The 19,935-nt window shown below is 59.1% G+C and carries 12 protein-coding genes; 4 read left to right on the top strand and 8 right to left on the bottom strand.

Features of this window, described 5'->3' with window-relative positions:
- Positions 1-55: 55 nt before the first annotated feature.
- The 5 genes from FYK55_RS29615 to FYK55_RS07590 all read right to left on the bottom strand — a co-directional run bounded on the left by FYK55_RS29615 (position 56) and on the right by FYK55_RS07590 (position 4,122).
- The gene (locus tag FYK55_RS29615; protein WP_235908496.1) at positions 56-217 is read right to left on the bottom strand and encodes a hypothetical protein; all 162 of its coding nucleotides are present in this window, start codon (positions 215-217) and stop codon (positions 56-58) included.
- 14 nt (positions 218-231) lie between these two features.
- A complete protein-coding gene (locus FYK55_RS07605) occupies positions 232-1,743 on the bottom strand; it encodes a B12-binding domain-containing radical SAM protein (RefSeq protein ID WP_150075769.1) in 1,512 nt (503 codons plus the stop codon).
- A gap of 414 nt (positions 1,744-2,157) precedes the next feature.
- Positions 2,158-3,024, bottom strand: a complete 867-nt coding sequence (gene ispH, locus FYK55_RS07600) for a 4-hydroxy-3-methylbut-2-enyl diphosphate reductase (RefSeq protein ID WP_150075768.1) — start codon at positions 3,022-3,024, stop codon at positions 2,158-2,160.
- Between the two features lie 71 nt (positions 3,025-3,095).
- The gene (locus FYK55_RS07595) at positions 3,096-3,521 is read right to left on the bottom strand and encodes a winged helix-turn-helix domain-containing protein (RefSeq protein ID WP_150075767.1); all 426 of its coding nucleotides are present in this window, start codon (positions 3,519-3,521) and stop codon (positions 3,096-3,098) included.
- A complete protein-coding gene (locus FYK55_RS07590; RefSeq protein ID WP_150075766.1) occupies positions 3,511-4,122 on the bottom strand; it encodes a hypothetical protein in 612 nt (203 codons plus the stop codon). The genes FYK55_RS07595 and FYK55_RS07590 overlap by 11 nt, the downstream gene beginning before the upstream one ends.
- 525 nt (positions 4,123-4,647) lie before the next feature.
- On the opposite strand from FYK55_RS07590, the gene FYK55_RS07585 reads away from it, so the two are divergent.
- Complete coding sequence (locus FYK55_RS07585; RefSeq protein ID WP_150075765.1) at positions 4,648-5,379, top strand: RNA polymerase sigma factor; 732 nt, start codon at positions 4,648-4,650, stop codon at positions 5,377-5,379.
- A gap of 30 nt (positions 5,380-5,409) precedes the next feature.
- Here the strand turns inward: FYK55_RS07585 and FYK55_RS07580 are convergent, their stop codons facing one another.
- The gene (locus tag FYK55_RS07580) at positions 5,410-8,319 is read right to left on the bottom strand and encodes a protein kinase domain-containing protein (protein ID WP_150075764.1); all 2,910 of its coding nucleotides are present in this window, start codon (positions 8,317-8,319) and stop codon (positions 5,410-5,412) included.
- Positions 8,320-8,982: 663 nt separating this feature from the next.
- On the opposite strand from FYK55_RS07580, the gene FYK55_RS07575 reads away from it, so the two are divergent.
- On the top strand, positions 8,983-15,702 hold the full coding sequence (locus FYK55_RS07575; RefSeq protein ID WP_161604366.1) for a choice-of-anchor Q domain-containing protein: 6,720 nt from the start codon (positions 8,983-8,985) through the stop codon (positions 15,700-15,702).
- A 194-nt stretch (positions 15,703-15,896) separates the two neighbouring features.
- On the opposite strand, the gene FYK55_RS07570 is transcribed toward FYK55_RS07575, so the two are convergent.
- Positions 15,897-16,598, bottom strand: a complete 702-nt coding sequence (locus FYK55_RS07570; RefSeq protein WP_235908495.1) for a hypothetical protein — start codon at positions 16,596-16,598, stop codon at positions 15,897-15,899.
- A gap of 276 nt (positions 16,599-16,874) precedes the next feature.
- Complete coding sequence (locus tag FYK55_RS07565) at positions 16,875-17,768, bottom strand: AraC family transcriptional regulator (RefSeq protein WP_150075761.1); 894 nt, start codon at positions 17,766-17,768, stop codon at positions 16,875-16,877.
- Positions 17,769-18,230: 462 nt separating this feature from the next.
- Between FYK55_RS07565 and FYK55_RS07560 the strand changes: the two genes are divergently transcribed.
- Both FYK55_RS07560 and FYK55_RS07555 read left to right on the top strand, forming a co-directional pair.
- The gene (locus tag FYK55_RS07560) at positions 18,231-18,626 is read left to right on the top strand and encodes a (R)-mandelonitrile lyase (RefSeq protein WP_150075760.1); all 396 of its coding nucleotides are present in this window, start codon (positions 18,231-18,233) and stop codon (positions 18,624-18,626) included.
- A gap of 447 nt (positions 18,627-19,073) precedes the next feature.
- A complete protein-coding gene (locus FYK55_RS07555; RefSeq protein ID WP_150075759.1) occupies positions 19,074-19,835 on the top strand; it encodes a glucose 1-dehydrogenase in 762 nt (253 codons plus the stop codon).
- Positions 19,836-19,935 lie beyond the last annotated feature (100 nt).

Here is a 19,935-nt window from a genome sequence, read left to right as displayed (position 1 = left end):
ATCGACTCCGAGGATTGTTGAGAAGCTGATCGTCTCTCAGAAACAGTTGGCGACTTCACCCGGTCGCGCGGCAGCCTGCAATATAAAGTTGCGTTGACGGCCAGGTCGCATTCCGACGGTTGAAATTCCATGAAATTTCCATCTCCTCCATCGGCAACCGTCCCGGTCCGGTGCCGACCGGCAGCCGCACCGTCGCTTCATTTTCTTGGCGGGTCAATGGATCGAGGGAATCTACACGCCGGCGGAGACGACGCTGCTGCTGCGTCCCACATCCTCCACATTCTGCTTGGCCAGGCGGCGGCGGAATCGAAGGTGTCTTCTTCTTGTCAATTCGACTAGCGGTCGCCAGGCTCGGGCGGTCAGCTGGTACTTGATCAGCAGATGCCAGAAACGATTGGAACGCTTGTACAAGTACGACATCGCCAGGTAGGCCGGAACAGCCCGCCAGTCTCGCGGCCGTCGACGCCAGATCGACGCCGCGGAGAAGAGACGCCGGTAACACCACTCGTAACCTTCGGACAGCTGTTCCGGTGTCAAGTGTTTGGGGCGAAAAACGACGTTCGCGGTGTCGTATTTGCTCCAATCGGTGTGCAACAACCGCGCTTCGGAATCCATCTGCCGAAACAGCGGAGTCCCAGGATACGGCGTCATGATGTGAAACGTCGCGCACTCCAGGCGGTTCTCCTCCACCCATCGAACGGTGGTTTCGAACACGTCTTCCCGGTCGTGGTCGAATCCCAACACGAAACTTCCGTTGACTTGGATCCCGTTGCGATGAAGCAGTTCGACGCGGCGTGCGTAGTCCTCGGTTCGAGGACTCTTTTTCTTCGCATCCGTGATGTTTTCATTCTGTAACGACTCGAAACCGATGAACACTCCGGTGCACCCGGCCAAAGCCATCTCGCGAACCAGCGACGGATCATCGGTCACGTCGATGCTGACCGCGGCGCTCCAGATTTTCTCGAGCGGTCGGAGGGCGCGACACAGTCGACGCAGGTACTCGGGGTTGGACCCCAGATTATTGTCGGTGAACACCGCATACGGTTGGCCGTCGCGTCGGAACTCGTCGGCGATCTGCTGGACGTCCCGCATTGAGTACGGCATGTGCAGCCCTTTCGTGGACAGATAGCAGAATCCACATCGATTGTGGCAACCGCGGGTGGCGATCAAGCTGGTCGTGGTTAGGAATCCGTTCCGTTTCAGGAGGTCACGTCGCGGCGGAGGGTCTTCGCGGTAGGGTCGCTTGAAGCCGGCCCGGTACACGTCCTTTAGATTGTCCGCATCGATGTCACGCAGAATCTGTCCCCACAACTGAACTCCGTCTCCGATTGCCAGCACGTCGGCATGCGCCGCGACCTCGTCGGGGCACGAAATCGCATGCAAGCCGCCCAAGACGACGATCGATCCGCGATCACGGTACCAACGTGCAAGCTCGTAAGCTCGATTCGCAAACGTCAGGTGGACGGAGATCCCAACCACGGCGGGAACCGGATCACACGGCGGCGGGCCCTGCAGCAGGTTCTCGTCCCAGTACTCCACGTCCCAGTGGTCCGGCGTGCTGCCCGCGATGCTGGTCAGGGCCAGGGACGGCGTCAACACATGCTTGCCGAAACTCGCATGCGGATCTTTGGGATAGAACGGATTGATCAGCAGAGCGTGTTGTTTTCGGACCGGACCGACGGTTCTCGCCGAGTCCAGGTCGGGCGCGATTCGCATCTCCCGCGGGATCCAGTACTTGCCCATGCTTCACCTGCTGATCTGATTTGGAGGGTTGTTCGTATCCGTGATGACGGTTGACTCGCTGGACAGCGACATTTTGAGGTAACCACGCTCGCCAGAGCGTGGGAGGTGACACCTTGCCGTCGTTGGGCGACGGCAGCACAAGTCACTTCACCCTCCCGCTTGCGGGAGGGTCGCGGAGGAGCCTGCGACGACGCGGGGAGGGCACGTCCGGCGTCCTTGATTTTCAACTCGTTCTCTAGGACACCCTCCCCAAAGGCTCGTGCCTCACCTTTGACCCTCCCGGAGGGAGGGTGAATTTAAGATAAGCACGTCTTTTCCGCACTCGGAAAGCTGTACGATCTCCAAGCGGGAGGGTGAATCTGTGACGCAAGACATGGATCGATTGATACTGCAGCTACAGGCTGATGAGCGTGCTCAGCCAGCATCTGTCGGTACTTTGCTGGCTGCGATCGCTTCCAGTCGCTCGTGGACCTCGTTGATCGTCTCGTCCAACGTCGACGTGCCGGCGGTCAGGCCAACCGTTTCAGCGTCGCCGAACCAAGTTGGGTCGATTTCATCGGCGCACGTGACGTGCACGGCGGGGACGCCGTGTTGTTGGCAGAGTTCTGCCAGACGTCGAGTGTTGTTGGAATTGCGGCCACCCACGACCACTACCGCATCGACTTGACGGATCAGTTCCGACATCGCTTGCTGTCGACGCTTGGTGGGATGGCAGACCGTGTCGATGAAACGAATGTCCGCGTGGGGGTTTCGCCGCGAAATGCACGCCCTGATTTCATCGACGGCTTGCATCGGCATGGTCGTTTGACAGATCACCCCCAGCGTTTCACTTTCGTAGGCTCGGACATCCTGCGGACTGGCAATGACGTCGTAGGATTCTAAATCTTCGATGATGCCCAGCACTTCGATGTGCCCGGGTTTTCCAATCAGCAACACATGCCGTCCTTCAGCGGCCAGTTGCACCGCCGCCTCGTGGACTCGCCGAACCAGCGGACACGTCGTGTCGATCAATTGCTTTCCGGCGGCTCGCAGCCGCTTCCTTTCCGCATCACTGATGCCATGCGCCGTGATCAGCACCTGGGGCGTCGAAGCCATCGCGCTTCGATCATTCTCGGCTGCTTGTTGGAAACCGGCCCGGCTCAGTTGATGGATCACGCGTGGGTTGTGGACCAGTTCGCCATGAATCGTCACCTGCGTCGGATCGGGGATCTGCCGGGTCATCTGCAACGCGTCGCGAACACCGAAGCACATCCCCAGGTCGGAGGCTCGAATAATTTTCATGCAGAGGATCCTGTCTTATTAGGCCGATAAGCTTTGTAACGCAAAGTGAAGGTGCAAAAAAAGGGAAGGGGTCAGCCAGGTGACCATCGGCCCGGCAGCCCCGAACGATCCAATTCGGCGTCGGTTTGCGATTGCAGCCGCGCATCAGCGACGACCTTTTCCAAGACGTCGATGTATTCGGCAAATCGTTCGCGGCCGGTATCGGTCAAGCGATACATCGTCTGCGGCCGCGACCCGCTACTGCCCTTCCAGATCTCAACCAGGCCCGCTTCGCTCAGCACGCCCAGGTGCCTGCTGAGGTTGCCATCGGTCAGCGAGCACAGTTGCTTCAAGTCGTTGAACAACACGCCGTCGACATTGGCCGCCAAAGAAGCCAGGATCCCCAGGCGTGCTTTTTCATGCATCACCCGCTCCAGCCCCTGATAGGAAAATCGACCAGCACGCCCCGATGACGGTGAATCGCCGGAGGGTTCGTTTCGCTTCGTTCTACGAGGCATGTTTTCGCTCCAACGTCCAGTACAGGATTGCCGCGCACAGCAATTGTCCTCCGCCGAAAGCCAAGGCCATCTGCCAAGGTGAAAAGGCGTACTCCCCCTGCCCCCATCTCAAGCAACCGCAGCCGCAGGCGACGTAGTACAGACCCGCCCAAACGACCGGCGGTGGTAACAATCGCCAAGAGGCGAAGATTCCCAATCCGAAAACCAGAGACCAGAGCCCGGGTAACATCCACGCGACGCTGGGTGCATTGCGATAGATGCAAACCGTCAGCAAGGCTCCAACGACCAGGCAGGGCAAGAACTGCTCCACCGCCAGCCGTGTCATCCCGCGTGCAAGCGCCGATTCGTTGTCTTTTGCTCTCAGATACAACTCCGTCCCCGCAATCAAAACGCTGAGGCAAGCAACGATTGACCAAAGAGCCAGATAACGCTCCAAGTCGCTCGCCGGCGACGGCACCCACAGGGGCTGCAGACCGGCAGCCAGCAACCCCAGCACTCCGGAGAATCCGACCGTCAGCGAGCGATAGCCGCGGAACACTTCGCTGCGTGCCATCTGCTGCCGAATGTCGGAGATCTGCTGAAGTGCTTCGCGAAGTTCCACGGGTGTCCCGGATGAGTGAAAACTCGGGCGACTGACTTTGCGATACAAAGTACGAAGGTGCCGTTCGAATGTCAAGGTTTTTTGCCGGCGGATTCGACGGGCTCCGGACAACACGCCCCGCCCAACATCCGAGAGGCCCCCTCGTGCCAGGCAGCGATTCTTGAACGTGGAGGCCGCGTGAACGCTCGCCGCCTTCCATGCGGAACATGGTGTTTACCCGAAACGACTCGGCGAACTCGTCCCCAAGTACTCCGCGCAGCTTCCGCAAGGTGTCTACTCCGGGCAACCGCCGATCTATCGTCCCCACAACGGAGGCTACCTGCTGTACGGCGTCGGGGAGAACCGGAGAGACGACGGTGGGCGGGAATCAGAACAGGACCCGCAGGCCGACGACCTTTCGATTCAAATGGATGGTCGACCGTCGAAATGAAGTAGCGGCGCTGGTGACGAATTACGATGTCGCTCAGATAGCCTGGGCGGTGACCTCTCGGCAAGTCCGCATTCACAACGTGTCATTCCGGAACGATGAAGCCCGATCCTCCCGAAGTCGAAGCGAGCCGGCTGAGCCAGATTCAAACGCATTGGTCAGCGATCTTTGAATCCGTCTCCGACGATGTCGGGGGACCATCCAAGGGTCATCGAGATTTGCTGCTGCGCTACGCGGGGCCTGCCTATCGCTATCTGTTGGCGGTCTGTCGCGACCCTGATATCGCCGACGACCTTGCCCAAGAGTTCGCTTTCAAATTCGTTCGAGGGGATTTTCGAAGGGCCAGCCCCGACCGCGGGCGATTCCGTGACTACCTCAAACGGTCGCTAACGAATCTTGTCAACGACCACTTTCGTCGGCAACAAACGCGGCCCCGAACGTGTGCGGTCGAGTTGCTTCAGGGGCGGGAGCCATCGTATTCACCCCCAATCGATGACACGTTCGATCAAGAGTGGCGCCGTGAGGTGTTGAGCCGCACCTGGTTGGCGATGGATGCGGCGGATGCAAACAACGGAAGCTGTTATTCACTCGTTCTCAAGCTTCGCGCGCAGCACCCCCGTCTCGATTCCAGTCAACTCGCAACATTGACGGGAGAACGACTGAATCGAGAAGTTACCGCGGCCTGGCTGCGGCAAACGCTGAAACGGGCGAGAGATCGTTTCGGCGAGTTGATGCGAACGGAGGTCGAAAAGTCGCTGCTGTCGGATTCCGCCGAGGAGGTTGATCGGGAACTCCGTGAGCTCGGCTTAAAAAAATACCTAAGCTCTTGACGAGGGGCGTCGGCCGAAAGATCTGCAAGCTCAACCGCGCAACACAACGATCTTCTGTTGCCGACCGCTGCGATTTAGCGGAACCACACGTCGGTCTGTGGCCGGCAGAGGGACGTCGGGGTGCTGCTTTGCGATCCAACGATCATAAGTCTCTTGCGACATCAAGATTTCACCTTCGTTGGCAAGCTGAGCAAGCTCGATCGAATCGACAAATGTCTTGCCGAAATACTCAATGCGATCGGTCACGGTCATCATCACGGCTGGGCCGGAATGCAGTGCGCACCGGGACCGAAAGCACGTTTCGGATCTGCGTGCTAATTGCTTCGCAGCATTCAATGCATCGCCAGGATCATGGAATGCCGAAATCGTCGTTTCCGCGACGGACTTGACACAACATCCGTTGAATGACGCCACCAAACTTTGGACAACTTGCAATCGTTCTCGCAACTTCGTGTACTGCTGCTCCTGCGTGGTGTCGCCCTGCTCATGATCGGTGTGGGAACTGACCAGGAATGTCACCTCGGGAATCGATATCGGATGGTCCACCGGCGGCAATTCATTGGGGAACAGCCGCCGGAAGGTTGAAAACGATGCGACATCGGTTGCCGAAAGAATGTCGGTTTGGTAATCGGCGCGTTCAATTCGGACGAGGACATCTCGGTGAAAGTCATTCTTGATCGTCATTGACTGGAATTGATCACGCAACGGCGGGAGTTCGGCGATCTGGGATGATTCACTGAATTCGATTTCCGTCATCTCTTGACGTGCTTGCCGGTCGACGACCAAGGAAACAGAAATGGATAGCTGGGGGCTGCGGATCCGGTATTTGCCTTCTGCGAGTGGCAGCAACAACTGTCGCGTCGACTTCGGATCGAGCAAACACTGCGCGACCACATTGGGCAAATGCCAAGGTCCGCCGATGCAGTACACGCGAGTGTCTGAGGACCGGATCTTAGGGTGAGCGGTAAAGACGATCTCGACTTGGTGAGCGAGATCGTTTCGAAATTCAAGGTCACAGACTTGACATCGCCCGTGATCTGCAACTTCGCTCAATTCGCGCACGTGCGTCGTTGGGACTTTGCAGGAGGGGCAATAGATGTCCCATTGGTGCTGCAGCAAGCCCGCATCCGTTGCGTGCAAACAGGCTTCGATCACCGCATGTCGCGGAAACCCCAGCCGGCGAGCAAGTTCGATCGGCCGGATTCGTCCGACTACCTGCGGCGGTGCATGTCGAATCAGTCTGGACAGTTCCATCAACACCGACCGATCCAGATTGCGATCGGCGAGGCGACCGATGATCGAATCGACTTGCCCTGTCTTCTTGCTCGAGAGCGTGCGACTCGACTCAAACGGGTCCTGGCCGGCACCTTGCCCTTCCGTCCGGTTCGGCGAAGTCGACGCGCGACCTTTGCTCAGGATAGCATCGATGCGATGGTAAACTTTTTTGAACTTTCTCGCTGACTGCAGGCCAATTTGATAGTTCGCCAGCAAACGACCGAACACGCCTGAGGGCAGCACTTCGATTCGGTGGACAAGCCTCGTTCCACCGCCGTTCGGATGAAGTTCAACGGTGCTGGTCATCCACTTGAGCGGTCCCCGGATGAACTGCCGAAGGATCGAAAATCGCTTCGTTTCGACCCATTCGAAAGGGTACTCCAACCATTGGAAACCAACGTTCAAGATCCGAACCGTTCCAATCTTACGGATCGCCGAGTTTCGCTGATCTTCGATGGTGTATTCGACCGGCGGAAGGTCGATGGCGCGATTGATCCGCTCCGTATTGGAGACATGCGGCCAAAGCGCCTGTGGCGATGCTTCCAGTTCGCATGCTATTTCATAAACAATGGTCTTGCCGCGCTGTGTCTTCTGAGGTCCCTGGTACGAATCGAGCCGCGTGGGTTGGCCATTGATGATGGCATCGACTTCAGCCAGAAAAGCTGCGGCATCGGGGAATCGATGTGCCGGGCTTTTCTCCAAGGCTCTGGCAACAAGATCGGACACAGGTTCACTGACGGGAACCGACATCGCTGTCAACCGCGGCGGCCTTGAATTCAGATGCTGGTCGGCGAGGTTGAACAGGCTGCCGTTTTCCATCGGGGGCCGGCCGGAAAGCATTTCGAAAAGCGTCGCTCCGACCGAGTAGACGTCTGCGGCGGTTGAAATCTCAGAATCTCGCAACAGTTGCTCGGGGGCCATGTACTGCAGGGTTCCGATCACTGCGTCCGCTCGGGTCACGTCCATCGATTCGGACTGAGTCACAAACCGAGCCAATCCGAAATCGGAGATCTTGATCGCACCCTCAGGAAACTGCCCGGTCCATCTTGCATCAGCCGTCGCATCGAGGTTTTGAATCGAATCCGCATCAATCAGAATGTTTGATGGCTTGATATCACGATGGATGATCTCGCTTTGATGCAACACATCAAGGTTGGCTGCGATTTCCCGAACGATTTGTAGGGCAATCCGCTCGTCCAATGGTCCGTGTCGCCGAATGTGCTCTCGCAGGGAAATTCCCCGGACGAGCTCCATCACGATGTACCGAAGCCCCCGATCCTCGCCGATTTCCACGATTCGCGTGATCGCCGGGCTATCGAGTTTCGCGAGTAGCTTTGCTTCCTTTCGGAATCGTTCAACAACATTCGGTCGACTCGCCAATTCAGGGCGGAGCACCTTGACCGCGACTTCGGTACGCGACGGACCCGTTCCTCGAAAGACGACGCCCATTGCCCCTTCGCCGATCTTTTCAGCCAATTCAAATTGACCCAGCCGGTTGCCAATCAGATGTTCTGACCAGCCATCATCCAGGCAGTCTCGAAATCGACCAATCGATGATGGGTGTATCTCTTCGCCGTACCAACTTGGAGCTGCGATCAAGTCGCAGGAATCATCGGGCGGCTGGCCGTCCGCGTCGCGGTCGTCAACCGAGTGTTCTGAATTCAATTTCGACGGCTCTCCAACGCGCTGGCCAACGACAGGGGCGGTAGACGTGCTGCAACAGCGATTGAAAACCGCACTCTGCAATCGTAAGCGATCGGCAATCGTAAGAGCTCGCGTGTTGGATTCAGCGAGGCGTCCCGATTCTAGTTGAACCCTAGGTCAGCTGCGCAAAACCGTCACGGCGAGTCACTTTGACCGGATCCAGACGACCAAGCTGATTTCAAACGCGATTTCAAAAGCAGGGGTGGTGGGGCAAATCTTGCGCCGTTCCTTCAGGGCGATTGCGACGCTTTTGATGGCGTGAATTGGGGCCAGCGTCGTCGGTGGGATTGAGCCAGCTAATGAACACGCAGACGGCCCCGCGGTCGGGCGTTGCGAAGCCTGAGCTGCGTGCTGGAGCCTTTTTGCGGGATTTTGGAAACAACCCTGTCACAGCGATTCTTGTCACCCGTAGGTGAAAGGATCCCCAATCGCAACACCGCCGATGCGTTCATTTTCGCTCAGTCTCCATTCGATCCATCGGGTCGAAACGGCGGTGGCATCGGTTGTCCTTCCCACAAACCAGAATGTGACATGCCCTTTAAGATGATTCCGGCGACTACCCGTGCCAAGAGGCGAGAAATTAAGAGAAGTCGAACGCGACGTTCTGCGCTGCGTCGACCATCGGTGGAGGGGCTTGAGAGGCGGAACCTGTTAGCAGCAATTACCGTCAATACACTGCTCGATACGATCGATGCTTCCGATGGCGTCACCAGTCTGCGTGAAGCAATCATTGAATCCAATGCTAATGGAGAAGCCGATTCGATCACACTGCCTGCGGGGACGCTCACGCTGACGCTGTCCGGCTCGGACGAAAACGCAGCGGCCACCGGCGACCTTGACATTGCCGAAGGCAACATCGTCTCGATCGCGGGCGACGGCACGTCGGTCATTGACGCCTCGGCTCTGGGTGACCGAGCTTTCGACATCATGTCGGGTGCGGACGTCGAACTGTCCGGGATCACAATTACCGGTGGCATCGCATCGGACACCGGCGGTGCATCGCCGAGCTCCGTCGGCGATGGTGGTGCGGTCTACAATTCCGGAGATTTGACGCTGGATCGGGTCACGCTGGACGGAAACGCGGCCGCCGGGGTGGCTGGAAGCGGCGGGGCAGTGCTGAATGCTGGTGTCTTCGCGGCGTCAGATTCATCGATTACGAATAATCGCGCGAACCGTGCCGGCGGTGGAATTGAGGATGCATCGGACCAGCTGGTCACTTTGACAAACGTCGCGTTGGATGGCAACAACGCGGGTGTCGCGCCGGCCGCAACCGCTTCGCCGGGTAATGGCGGCGGCTTGCACGTGACCGGAAATGCCACGGTCAATATTTTCGGCGGTACCGTCAGCGGCAACTCGGCGGCGCGCGAAGGTGGTGGGCTGTGGAACGGTGGCGGGACGATGGTCATCGACGGAACGACGATCAGTCACAACACCGCCAGCGGCGCTGCCGCCGACGATGGTGGCGGTGGTGTGTTTAACAATGGCGGCACGATCGAGATCGAGAACAGTTTGGTGATCGGGAATGTCGCTGACGGATTGAGCGGATCGGGCGGAGGTATCCTGAATCTGGGTGGCTCGCTTGCGATCAGCTCGACGACCATAAGCGGCAATACCGCCAATCGAGCCGGCGGTGGTATTGAGGTCACCGCCGGAAGCAACACGACGCTGACAAACGTCACGTTAGGTAGCGACCGCGATGGGGAAAACGACGACACAGAGGGCAACTCGGTTGCCGAGAATCCCAACCCCGGAAACGGCGGCGGTCTGCACATCGGTGGCGACGGCGTCGTCGCGTTCAACGGTGGCTCGGTCGCCGGCAACCGCGCCGGATCCGAAGGCGGCGGACTTTGGAATTCCAGTACCGGGACGCTTGAGATTGATGGCACCTTGATCGACAGCAATTCAGCGCCAACCGGCGGAGGCATTTTCAATAACGGCGGAACTGACGTGACGTCCAGGGTCTTCACGACAACGTTGGTGCCGCTGAACGGTTCTGGCGTGTCGGGGACCGCCTCGGTGATCTTGGATCAGTCCTCGCCGATGAATCCGACGATCTCCGTCAGCATTGATGCGACCGGCTTGGTCCCGGACCAACCACACATCCAACACATCCATGGGCGTTTTGCATCGGATTTTGATGACAGCGGCAAGATTGCCGGACCGTTCTTCGGCTCGGGCGGTGAAGCGGTTGCATCGAAAGTCCCGACGGCCAGCGAGGACGTCAATGGGGATGGCTTTATCACGGTGGGCGAAGGCTTGGCTGCGTACGGCAACGTGCTGCTGAACCTCTCGGATCCGCAGACTTCCGCTCCACCGGAAGGTCAGTCTCCGCTCGCGGAGTTCGATATCGACAGCTTCCCCACGGCACCGGGCGGCGTGATCGATTTTGACATGACGTATTCATTCGACCTGAGCGATCCCGACCAGGCGCGTCAATACAACAACCTGCTTCCACTCGCCCTGCGCGAAGTCGTCTTGCACGGGGTCAACACTGATATCGATGTCGACGCTGACGGGACGCCCGATGGCTACCGAGTCACGGGACCGGCGGCGGCGGGTTTGCTGTCGCCAGCCGGGGGACGTGTCACCGTTACGGGGGCCACCATTTCAAACAACAGCGCCGAAGGAAATGGCGGCGGCGTCGTCAACGAAACCGGAACACTTTCAATCGCCGACAGCACGATCACCGCGAATGCCAGCGGTGGAGATGAGCCGGGGGAAGGGGGCGGCGGCATCGCAAACTTTGGCGGGACGCTGACCCTCTCGAACACCGAAATCACTGAAAATACCGCCACGGTTGGACTGGGCAACGGCGGAGGGATTTTGAATAACGACGGCGGCGTTCTGGCCGTCAGTGGCGGATCGATCTCCGCGAACTCGGCTGCTCGAGCCGGCGGTGGCGTGGAGAACGCGGGGACGGCAACTTTCCTATCGACGGCACTGGAGGACAACAGCACCGGAATCAACGGAGGTGCTTTTCATACTTCCGGGCCGTGGAGTGCGACCTTCATTGATGCCACCGTCGCATCCAATGCGGCAAACGCCGAAGGCGGTGGCCTGTGGAACAGTGGTGCCGGAAAGATGGTCGTCGTGGATTCGGTCATCTCGGGTAACGTTGCCTCTGGCAGCGATGCCGATCAGGGTGGCGGCGGAATCTTCAATGACGGTGGTGAACTCGTCGTCGGCAACAGTTCGATTCTAGAGAATGTCGCCGACGGAGCCAGCGGGTCTGGTGGCGGAGTCCTGAACTTGGGCGGATCGCTCGCGATCACATCGACGACGGTCCGGGGGAACGTTGCCAATCGAGCTGGTGGCGGTGTCGAAGCCACCGACGGCAGCGAAACAATCCTCAACGAGGTCATGGTTCAGGACAACGTCGCCGGGCCATCCGGATCCGCCGCGCCGGGAAATGGAGGCGGTCTGCATATCAGTGGTGCCGGGAACGCGACGGTGACCGGTGGTTCGGTCAGCGGGAACTTGGCTGCTTCAGAGGGCGGCGGCTTGTGGAACGGCGGCGGCACCATGGAAGTGACCGGCGTTTCTTTTTCAACGAACACCGCCAGTGGAACCGCTGAAGATAACGGCGGCGGAGCACTGTTTAACAACGGTGGCGTGTTGATCGTTCAGGACGCGACGTTCGAAAACAACGTCGCTGATGGTCCCCGTGGTGGCGGTGCAGGTGTGATGAATGTGGCAGCGGGGACGGTGACGATCGCCGGCAGTTCCTTCGTCGGCAATCAGGCATCGGGCGCAATGATGGGCGACGGTGGTGCCGCCATTCTTAGCACCGATGGAGACCTTCACATCAGCGCAAGCAACTTTATCGGAAACTCCGCCTTAGGGCTCTCCGGAAGCGGCGGCGCAATCCTGGCCCGCACAGGCAACGTGACGATTGAGGATTCCGTGATCAGCGGCAACCAAGCCAATCGAGCCGGTGGCGGGATCGAAGTCGGGGCGGTGAGTCTCACGCTTGACAACGTGACTCTTGGCGGAGAGACGGTAGCGGATGGGAATTCCGTCGCCGGCAGTGGTGCCAACCCGGGCAACGGAGGCGGCTTGCACGTCACTTTTGACTCCGATGTGGCCATCTCGGGAGGAGTGGTGCAAAACAACTCTGCGGTCGAAGGCGGCGGACTGTGGAATTCTGCAACCGGAACCATGTCGGTGATCGGCACAACGATTTCCGACAACGTCGCCACGGGAGATGCGGCTGACAGCGGTGGAGGCGGCGTGTTCAACAATGAAGGCGTGCTCACGATTCACGATTCCGCCGTCGTTGGAAATGTTGCCAATGGAACGAGCGGTTCCGGTGGCGGTCTGTTCAACTTTGGCGGCAACATGACCGTGACCTCGACGGTCATTGGCGGCAACACAGCGAACCGGGCGGGCGGCGGAATCGAAGTCACCGCGGAGAGTTCAACAGTTCTGACGGACGTGACGTTGGGAGTTGACGGAAACGGCAGCGGTGGGAATTCGGTGGAAACGAACGCGAACCCAGGAAATGGCGGAGGATTGCATATCAGTGGAAATGGATTGGTGTCCGTGATTCGAGGGAGCATTTCCGGCAATGCGGCAATCGAGGGCGGTGGGCTTTGGAATTCGCCGGCCGGTACACTGACGGTGCTGGCCACCGAAATTACCGACAATTCCGCTGTCCGCGGTGCCGGTGTTTTCAATGAGGCTTCGACGACCGGTGTGGTCACCATCACCGACGCACTGATCGATGGAAACGAAGCGACCGGGAACGAGGCAACCGATGGCGGGGGCGGCATTCACAATCTGGGTGTGATGTCCGTTGTGGCCACCAGCATCACCAATAATTTGGCAACCGGGGCCTCCGGAAGTGGCGGTGGCATCGCCAATGCGGGTGATTTGTCTCTGACGTCATCAACGTTGTCTGGAAACGTCGCAAACCGTGCCGGAGGAGGTATCGAGGCGTTGGACGGATCAACGAGCTCCCTGAACAACGTCGATCTGGTGGCAAACGTCGCCGGTCCTGAGGGAACCGCGGCTCCCGGAAACGGAGGCGCACTTCATGTCAGCGGCGCCGGCAATGTTTCACTGATCAATGGAAGCGTCGTCGACAATCAAGCCGCACGTGAAGGAGGCGGACTGTGGAATGGCGCCGGAGTGATGTCGATCAACGGAACCAGATTGACTGGAAACACGGCTGCGGGTCCGCAGGCCGATGACGGTGGAGGAGCGCTGTTCAATAACGGAGGAACGCTTTCTGTCGTCAACGCGACGATTCGCGAGAACAGGGCGACCGGATCCAGCGGATCTGGGGGCGGACTTCTGAACCTTGGCGGCACCGTCTCGATCGTCGGGACGACATTGGAAGCAAACGTCGCCAATCGTGCTGGTGGGGGAATCGAGGCGACCGCAGAGTCGACGACCACGGTGCTGCTTTCGAACCTGTCCTCCAACATCGCCGGGCCATCCCAAACCGCGGCACCAGGCAACGGCGGGGCGTTTCATATTTCCGGAAACGGATCCGTGACGCTGGACCGAACCGTCGTGGACTCCAACGTCGCTGCCAATGAAGGCGGCGGACTATGGAACAGTGGTTCGGGGCTCTTGGAGGTTCGTTCTTCGACGATCAGCGCCAATCAAGCTCCCTCCGGAGCGGGCTTGTTCAATGACGAAGGGGCTGGCACGACGCTGGTGACAAATTCGACGCTTGCCGACAATTCCGCTTCCGGCAATGGCGGTGGGATTGGTGCTGAAGGCGGGGTGCTGTCGCTGAAAAGCGTGACGATCGCGAGAAATGAAGCGGCGTCCGGTGGCGGAATCTCCGTCGCATTGGACGCTAGTGTGACCGCCATCAACACATTGGTCGCGGAGAATACAGCGGATGATTCGCCGGACCTTGCGGGCAGCATCATCAGCCAGGGCGCCAACCTGGTCGGTGACTCCGCTGGTTCCAGTTTCACAGCCCTGGGTTCTGACCTTGTCGACGTGCAAGCTCAAATTGCCGAGCTGAGTGACAATGGAGGTCCGACGCCGACGATCGCCCTGCTGGACGGGAGTCCTGCCCTGTCCAGCGGCGTGTTGGCCGGCTTGACAACCGACCAGCGCGGCGTCGTCCGACCGCAAGGTAACGGCCCGGATATCGGAGCCTTCGAATCCGACCTGTTGGGGGACAATCAGGCTGCCGCGATGCTGTCGATATCGGCGGAGATGACTTCGGTCAGCGAAGGCGATTCCGGGACCACGCCGTTCACCTTCCTGGTCACACGAACCGGCAATGTCGACGGTGTGCTAACGGTGGACTACACCGTGCAGGGGATCGGCGACGACCCAGTTGATACGCAAGATTTCGGCGGCGTCTTGCCGAGCGGAACAATCACTTTCGCAGATCAGGAATCGTCAAAAGAGGTGACGATCCAGGTGAGTGGCGATACCTCCACCGAAGCGGATGAGTCATTCGAAATCACGTTGTCCAATCCGTCGGGCAATGCGACCATCGTCAGCGGCATGTTGACCGGCATGATCAACGATGACGATTTGACAAATGACGATGACACACAGATTCTGATTCCCAGCCGTCTGATTGGTCCCCAACTGATTCCCGGTAACAACTTACCGACCGCGATTCTTTTCCAAGCGGCAGTTGATGCGACGATCACCGTCCAGACGGTCGGCTCCGTTGATCTTCGCGAAACCATTCGCATTTTGAACGGGGATCTTCAGCAGATCAACAACATGGATGTCGGTACAACCTCGGCGGACGTGGAAGCCGGTGGGATGTACGCGATTATTTTCGAACCCCAAACCATGGATCGGTTGTTCGTGATCCGATCCAACCGCGGTTCGAAATCGATCACCTCCGCGACGCCGACCAACATTCTGTCGGCAACAGACACGGACGGCAACGGAGTCACCACGCCGTCCGATGCATTGAAAGTCATCAACGCCCTGTCACGAAGAGGTGAAGGTGAATCCGCCAGTCGGGAGAGCTTCTTAGATGTAAATCGCGACGGGATCATTTCGGCGTCCGACGCGCTGTTTGTCGTCAATCAACTCGGCAGGCAGTCCGTCGAAATGGCGGCCGAAGGAGAACAGGATCGCAACGCAACGACGATTCTTCCACGAGCGGAGGGACCCGCAGCGGCAACCCGACCGACCGGGCAATCTGAACCGGGGCATTTGGAAGCGTTCGATCGCGCAATGGCTCTGGAATCATTCGGAGATTCGAGAGCGGAGGACTCGATTGCGGAACTTGTCGGCTCCGCATCGGATGTCGACCGTGATCGTCGAGAGCGCGCCGTCGATGTGGCATTGGAAGGATCGCTGATAGCCAACGATGCGGATGCCGACGAGCTGCTTTCGATGTTTGAATAATCCGCGTTCGATCGTCTTCCGCACTGTGAAGAGCACGCGTGCCTGTCGAAGCCAACGGCGGGCCGTGTGTGTTTCCATCAGTGCCCCGATCCCTGCAACAGAGACACATTGACGATCATGCCGTTCTTCGAACCAGTCGATCGGCGTGCACAAGATGTCATGGCGTGAACAAAAGACCATTCATCAAAGCGTGGTCATGCCAGAAGCTTCATTGCCATTCCCAGGCACCAGACAAAAGCGATCGGCGTCACGGTCAGGGCCGTCCACCAATCAACCGGACGTCGTCGAATGAACGCATTGGCCGTGGCAACGATCAGCAGCACAATCGGGATTCCGATGGCGAGCTCGAAGTACCAATGGCTTAGCGGCGGATGGACGTAGTCGCGAACTCCGAAGTGGACGTAACCGACGATCAGAAAAGCAAACAACAGGAAGCCCAACCAGGCCAAACGCCATGTGAATCCTTGTCTTTTCGACTTGCGAATCACCCACAGCAGGACCGGGATGCTGGCGACGTATCCGACCTCCGCCGCGAAATTGCGATACCAGATGCCCAGGATGTAACCGCGTCGGTCAACGGCTCCCGGATCAATGGGCGTCTGCAGTCGACCGTTCACCACCAATGCCGCGATCAATTCCAGACCCCAGTTGAATAGGCACATCGTGGCAAACAGCAACGCCAGAGTTTTTCCCGGGCTGGACCACAGATCTCCGGAGTGGATGGCCAGTACCAGCAGCGTGAGGCAAAGTCCGTAGATCGCCGCGACCAGCATTCCAAAACCATCCGCGGCGGGCACCGCATCAAGGTCGTAATAGTAGGCATCGGCCTTGAATCTCAGGTGCTCGATGGCCCTAGCAACAACGAATGAGACACCAATGCCTGCGGTCAGTAGCATCAAATGGGCGATGCCCAATCGTTCGTCAGTCTTCGGCGTTGGGGACATTCTCTGGGCCGCGCGTCTCGGAAACGAATCGGGGCGGTCGCACGATCTTGGTCAAGGTAGCCGCCGTCGCCAGACGGTGGACTGTGAATCTGGGGAGCACGTTAGCTTCGATTGGGTCGTGGCGAGCATTCGTCATTCTCCACGCTCTGGCGAGCGTGGCGACGGAGAGCGAAAACACGTCGTAGCCACCGCTGCCAGACGCTGGACTCGGGGGCCGGATCCGATGCTTTAGGACGTCGCTGACGACAACACCGCTTCGACGTCCTGCCGAGGCGGCGCGCCGAACATGCGGCGGTATTCTCGGCTGAATTGCGAGGGGCTTTCGTAGCCGACCCGAAACCCCGCTTCGGCCGCGTCCAGTTTCTCTCCGATCATCAAACTGCGGGCCTCCTGCAGCCGCATCCGCTTCTGGTACTGCAGCGGCGTCATGGCGGTCACGTTCTTGAAGTGCTGGTGGAACGAAGACGTGCTCAGCCCCACTTGCGCCGCGAGGGATTCGATCTTCAAAGGATCGGCGAAGTGGTCCTTCAACCAGCGGATCGCACTGGCGATGCGATACGCCGGTGCACCAGCCAATGCGATTTGACGAAGCCGCAAGCCTTGCGGACCGGTCAGCACTCGGTGCGTGATTTCGCGAAGGACCAACGGAGCCAGCGGTTTGATGTCGGCCGGGGCGTCCAACAGGTTAACAAGCCGCAGCACCGCATCGAGCAATTGCGGGTCGGTGGGGGTGACGGCAAGTCCTCGCTCCGAGCCCGCCGTTGATGAAACATTTGCACCGTCGGCTAGCAGTTCACCGACAACCTTTGGATCCAGGGAGATTCTTAGTCCCAGGTACGGTTTGCTGGGCGTCGCGGATTGCACGCGGGCGTCAACCGGCAGGTCAACGGAGACGAGCAGGAATTGCGCGGGATCAAGTCGAAACGACTGTTCGGCGAGCAGCACTTCCTTGGAACCTTGGGCGATGATGCACAGGCAGGGTTCGTACACCAGGGAAGTCAGTTCCGTGGGCGCTGCGAAGCACGACAGGTGGAGTTCGTGAATCGGAGTGCCAACCGAAGCATCCAGGGTGGCGTGCCGCCGGATGCCGCTGACAAGTTGTTGCAGTGCTTGCTTATTCACGCGTCTTCCTCCAAAAAAATCGCCAGTTCCGCGGAGGTTGATCCGCGTCGGCGTCGTTTCAGTGTATCGAGCGGCCAGGTGTCGGGCGACCCTGGCCCTGTGACGTTGCGTAGGATCGGGCAATCTTCCGGATCGGCAGGAAGTTGCGGAATTCAAGGCGGTGGAGGATCAGGCAATGAGCCGGGAGGATCGTTCTACCGGGTGGTTGTCCTTGTCTCGTACGATGGGAGACATCCAAAACAAGAACTCGCTTCACAGGCAGCACCGATGAACCCGGAGAGAACGCCGCACCCACTCGCACCGTTCCCCGGACCACCGCGAGCGATTCTTCCGCGGCTGGAAGAGGTTCGCGTCGGCCGCAGACCGTTCATGCAGGCGACGGGCGCTGCTGTTGCGTTCACGCTGACATTGAATTGCCACGTGGACGCTCACGAACCCCACACGAAAGTAACGGAGAGAACCATGGAAATCAGAAAGAACGGATCCCAAGCTTCGGTTTCAGGCCCAGCGGACTGGTTCACCGGCCAGACGCGCATCGATCCGTTGTTCGATCCGCATGACCCGGCCCGCGCCGCGGGAGCCAGCGTGACGTTCGAGCCTGGGGCGCGGACGGCATGGCACACGCACCCGCTGGGTCAAACACTGATCGTCACATCGGGAGTCGGTCGCGTTCAGGTTTGGGGTGGGGAAATCCAGGAGATCCGTCCGGGCGACGTCGTCTGGTTTCCACCAGGCGAAAAGCATTGGCATGGTGCGTCGCCGACGACCGCAATGACCCACATCGCCATCCAGGAAGCTCAAGACGGAAAGGTCGTCGAGTGGATGGAACACGTCACCGACGAGCAGTACGGAGCGTAGCGGTTCTGCCGATCGACGTCATGCGTTATTCGCTTCACCCTACCGCAAGGTCGTGCAGCTTTCCGAGCCAGGGAAAAGCGTGCTTTTCTGAAATTCACCCTCCCTCCGGGAGGGTCAAAGGCGAGGCACGAGCCTTTGGGGAGGGTGTGTTCTTGAACCCACTGAAATCAATCGGGCCGGACAACCCTCCCCGCGTCGTCGCGAGCTCCTCCGCGACCCTCCCGGAGGGAGGGTGATTAAAAGCTGCACGACCTCCAAGCGGTCGGGTGCAGGTTGTTTTCTTATGAGTCCAATGGTGTTGCTACCCTTGCCCGACGGGGAACCTGCGCCGGCATGCACAGCATGCCCTACCTTCAAACGTCTATCGCAGGAACACTGAGATCGAAACGGTCCAGAGACAGGAGCCCATTTCAGTTTCCGGCACACCCGAAAGAGTGAGAGATTTGCATGAACCCCGCATTTGAGAACAAGGTCGCACTGGTTACCGGCGCCGCTTCGGGAATGGGGCTGGCAACCGTTCGCGCGTTCGCCGACGCGGGCGCCGCCGTCGTTTTGGCAGATTTCCGCGAAGATGCCGTCAACGCCGAGGCTGAAAAGCTGAGATCCAGCGGCAAGCAAGCGTTGGCCGTGGCGTGCGACGTGAGCGACGACGATCAGATTGCAGCCATGGTTGATCGCACGGTTTCCGAATTTGGCCGGCTGGATGCGGCCTTCAACAATGCCGGCGTGATGGCAAAGGTCGTTCCGATCACGGAGTCGTCCCGCGATGAATGGGATCGCGTGATTGGAATTAACTTGCGGGGCGTGTGGAGTTGCATGAAATTCCAACTCCGGCAGATGGAGAAGCAGGGGGAAGGTGCCATTGTCAACAATGCGTCTGTCGGTGCTTTGACAGGGAACCCCGGCATCGCGCCGTACATCGCATCGAAACATGGTGTGGTCGGTCTAACTCGCACGGCCGCGCTGGAATCCATCCGGAAAGGGATCCGCGTGAACGCGATCAACCCAGGCTTGATCGACACGCAAATCGCACGGGATGTGGTCAGTGGCGATGAAGACGCCTATGCCAACTTCGCCGAAAGCGTGCCCATCGGACGCGCCGGGAAGCCCGAGGAAATTGCCTCCGCGGTCCTCTGGCTGTGCAGCCCGGGAGCGAGTTACGTGGTGGGACACGCACTGACCATCGACGGCGGGATGACCGTCGGCTAGCTGGGAGACAACGTTTCTGGGCGAGAATCTCGTCAACTTTCAATCACCCAGTCAAGCGTTGGTTGAGCTGAGTTTTCCGCATTCCGGCAGCGTCGTCGCC

This window comes from Roseiconus nitratireducens, assembly GCF_008629675.1.
In the GTDB taxonomy this organism is placed as follows: Bacteria; Planctomycetota; Planctomycetia; order Pirellulales; family Pirellulaceae; genus Stieleria; species Stieleria nitratireducens.
The sequence above is the reverse complement of the archived record's forward strand: the minus strand, read 5'-3'. Positions and strand labels throughout refer to the sequence as shown.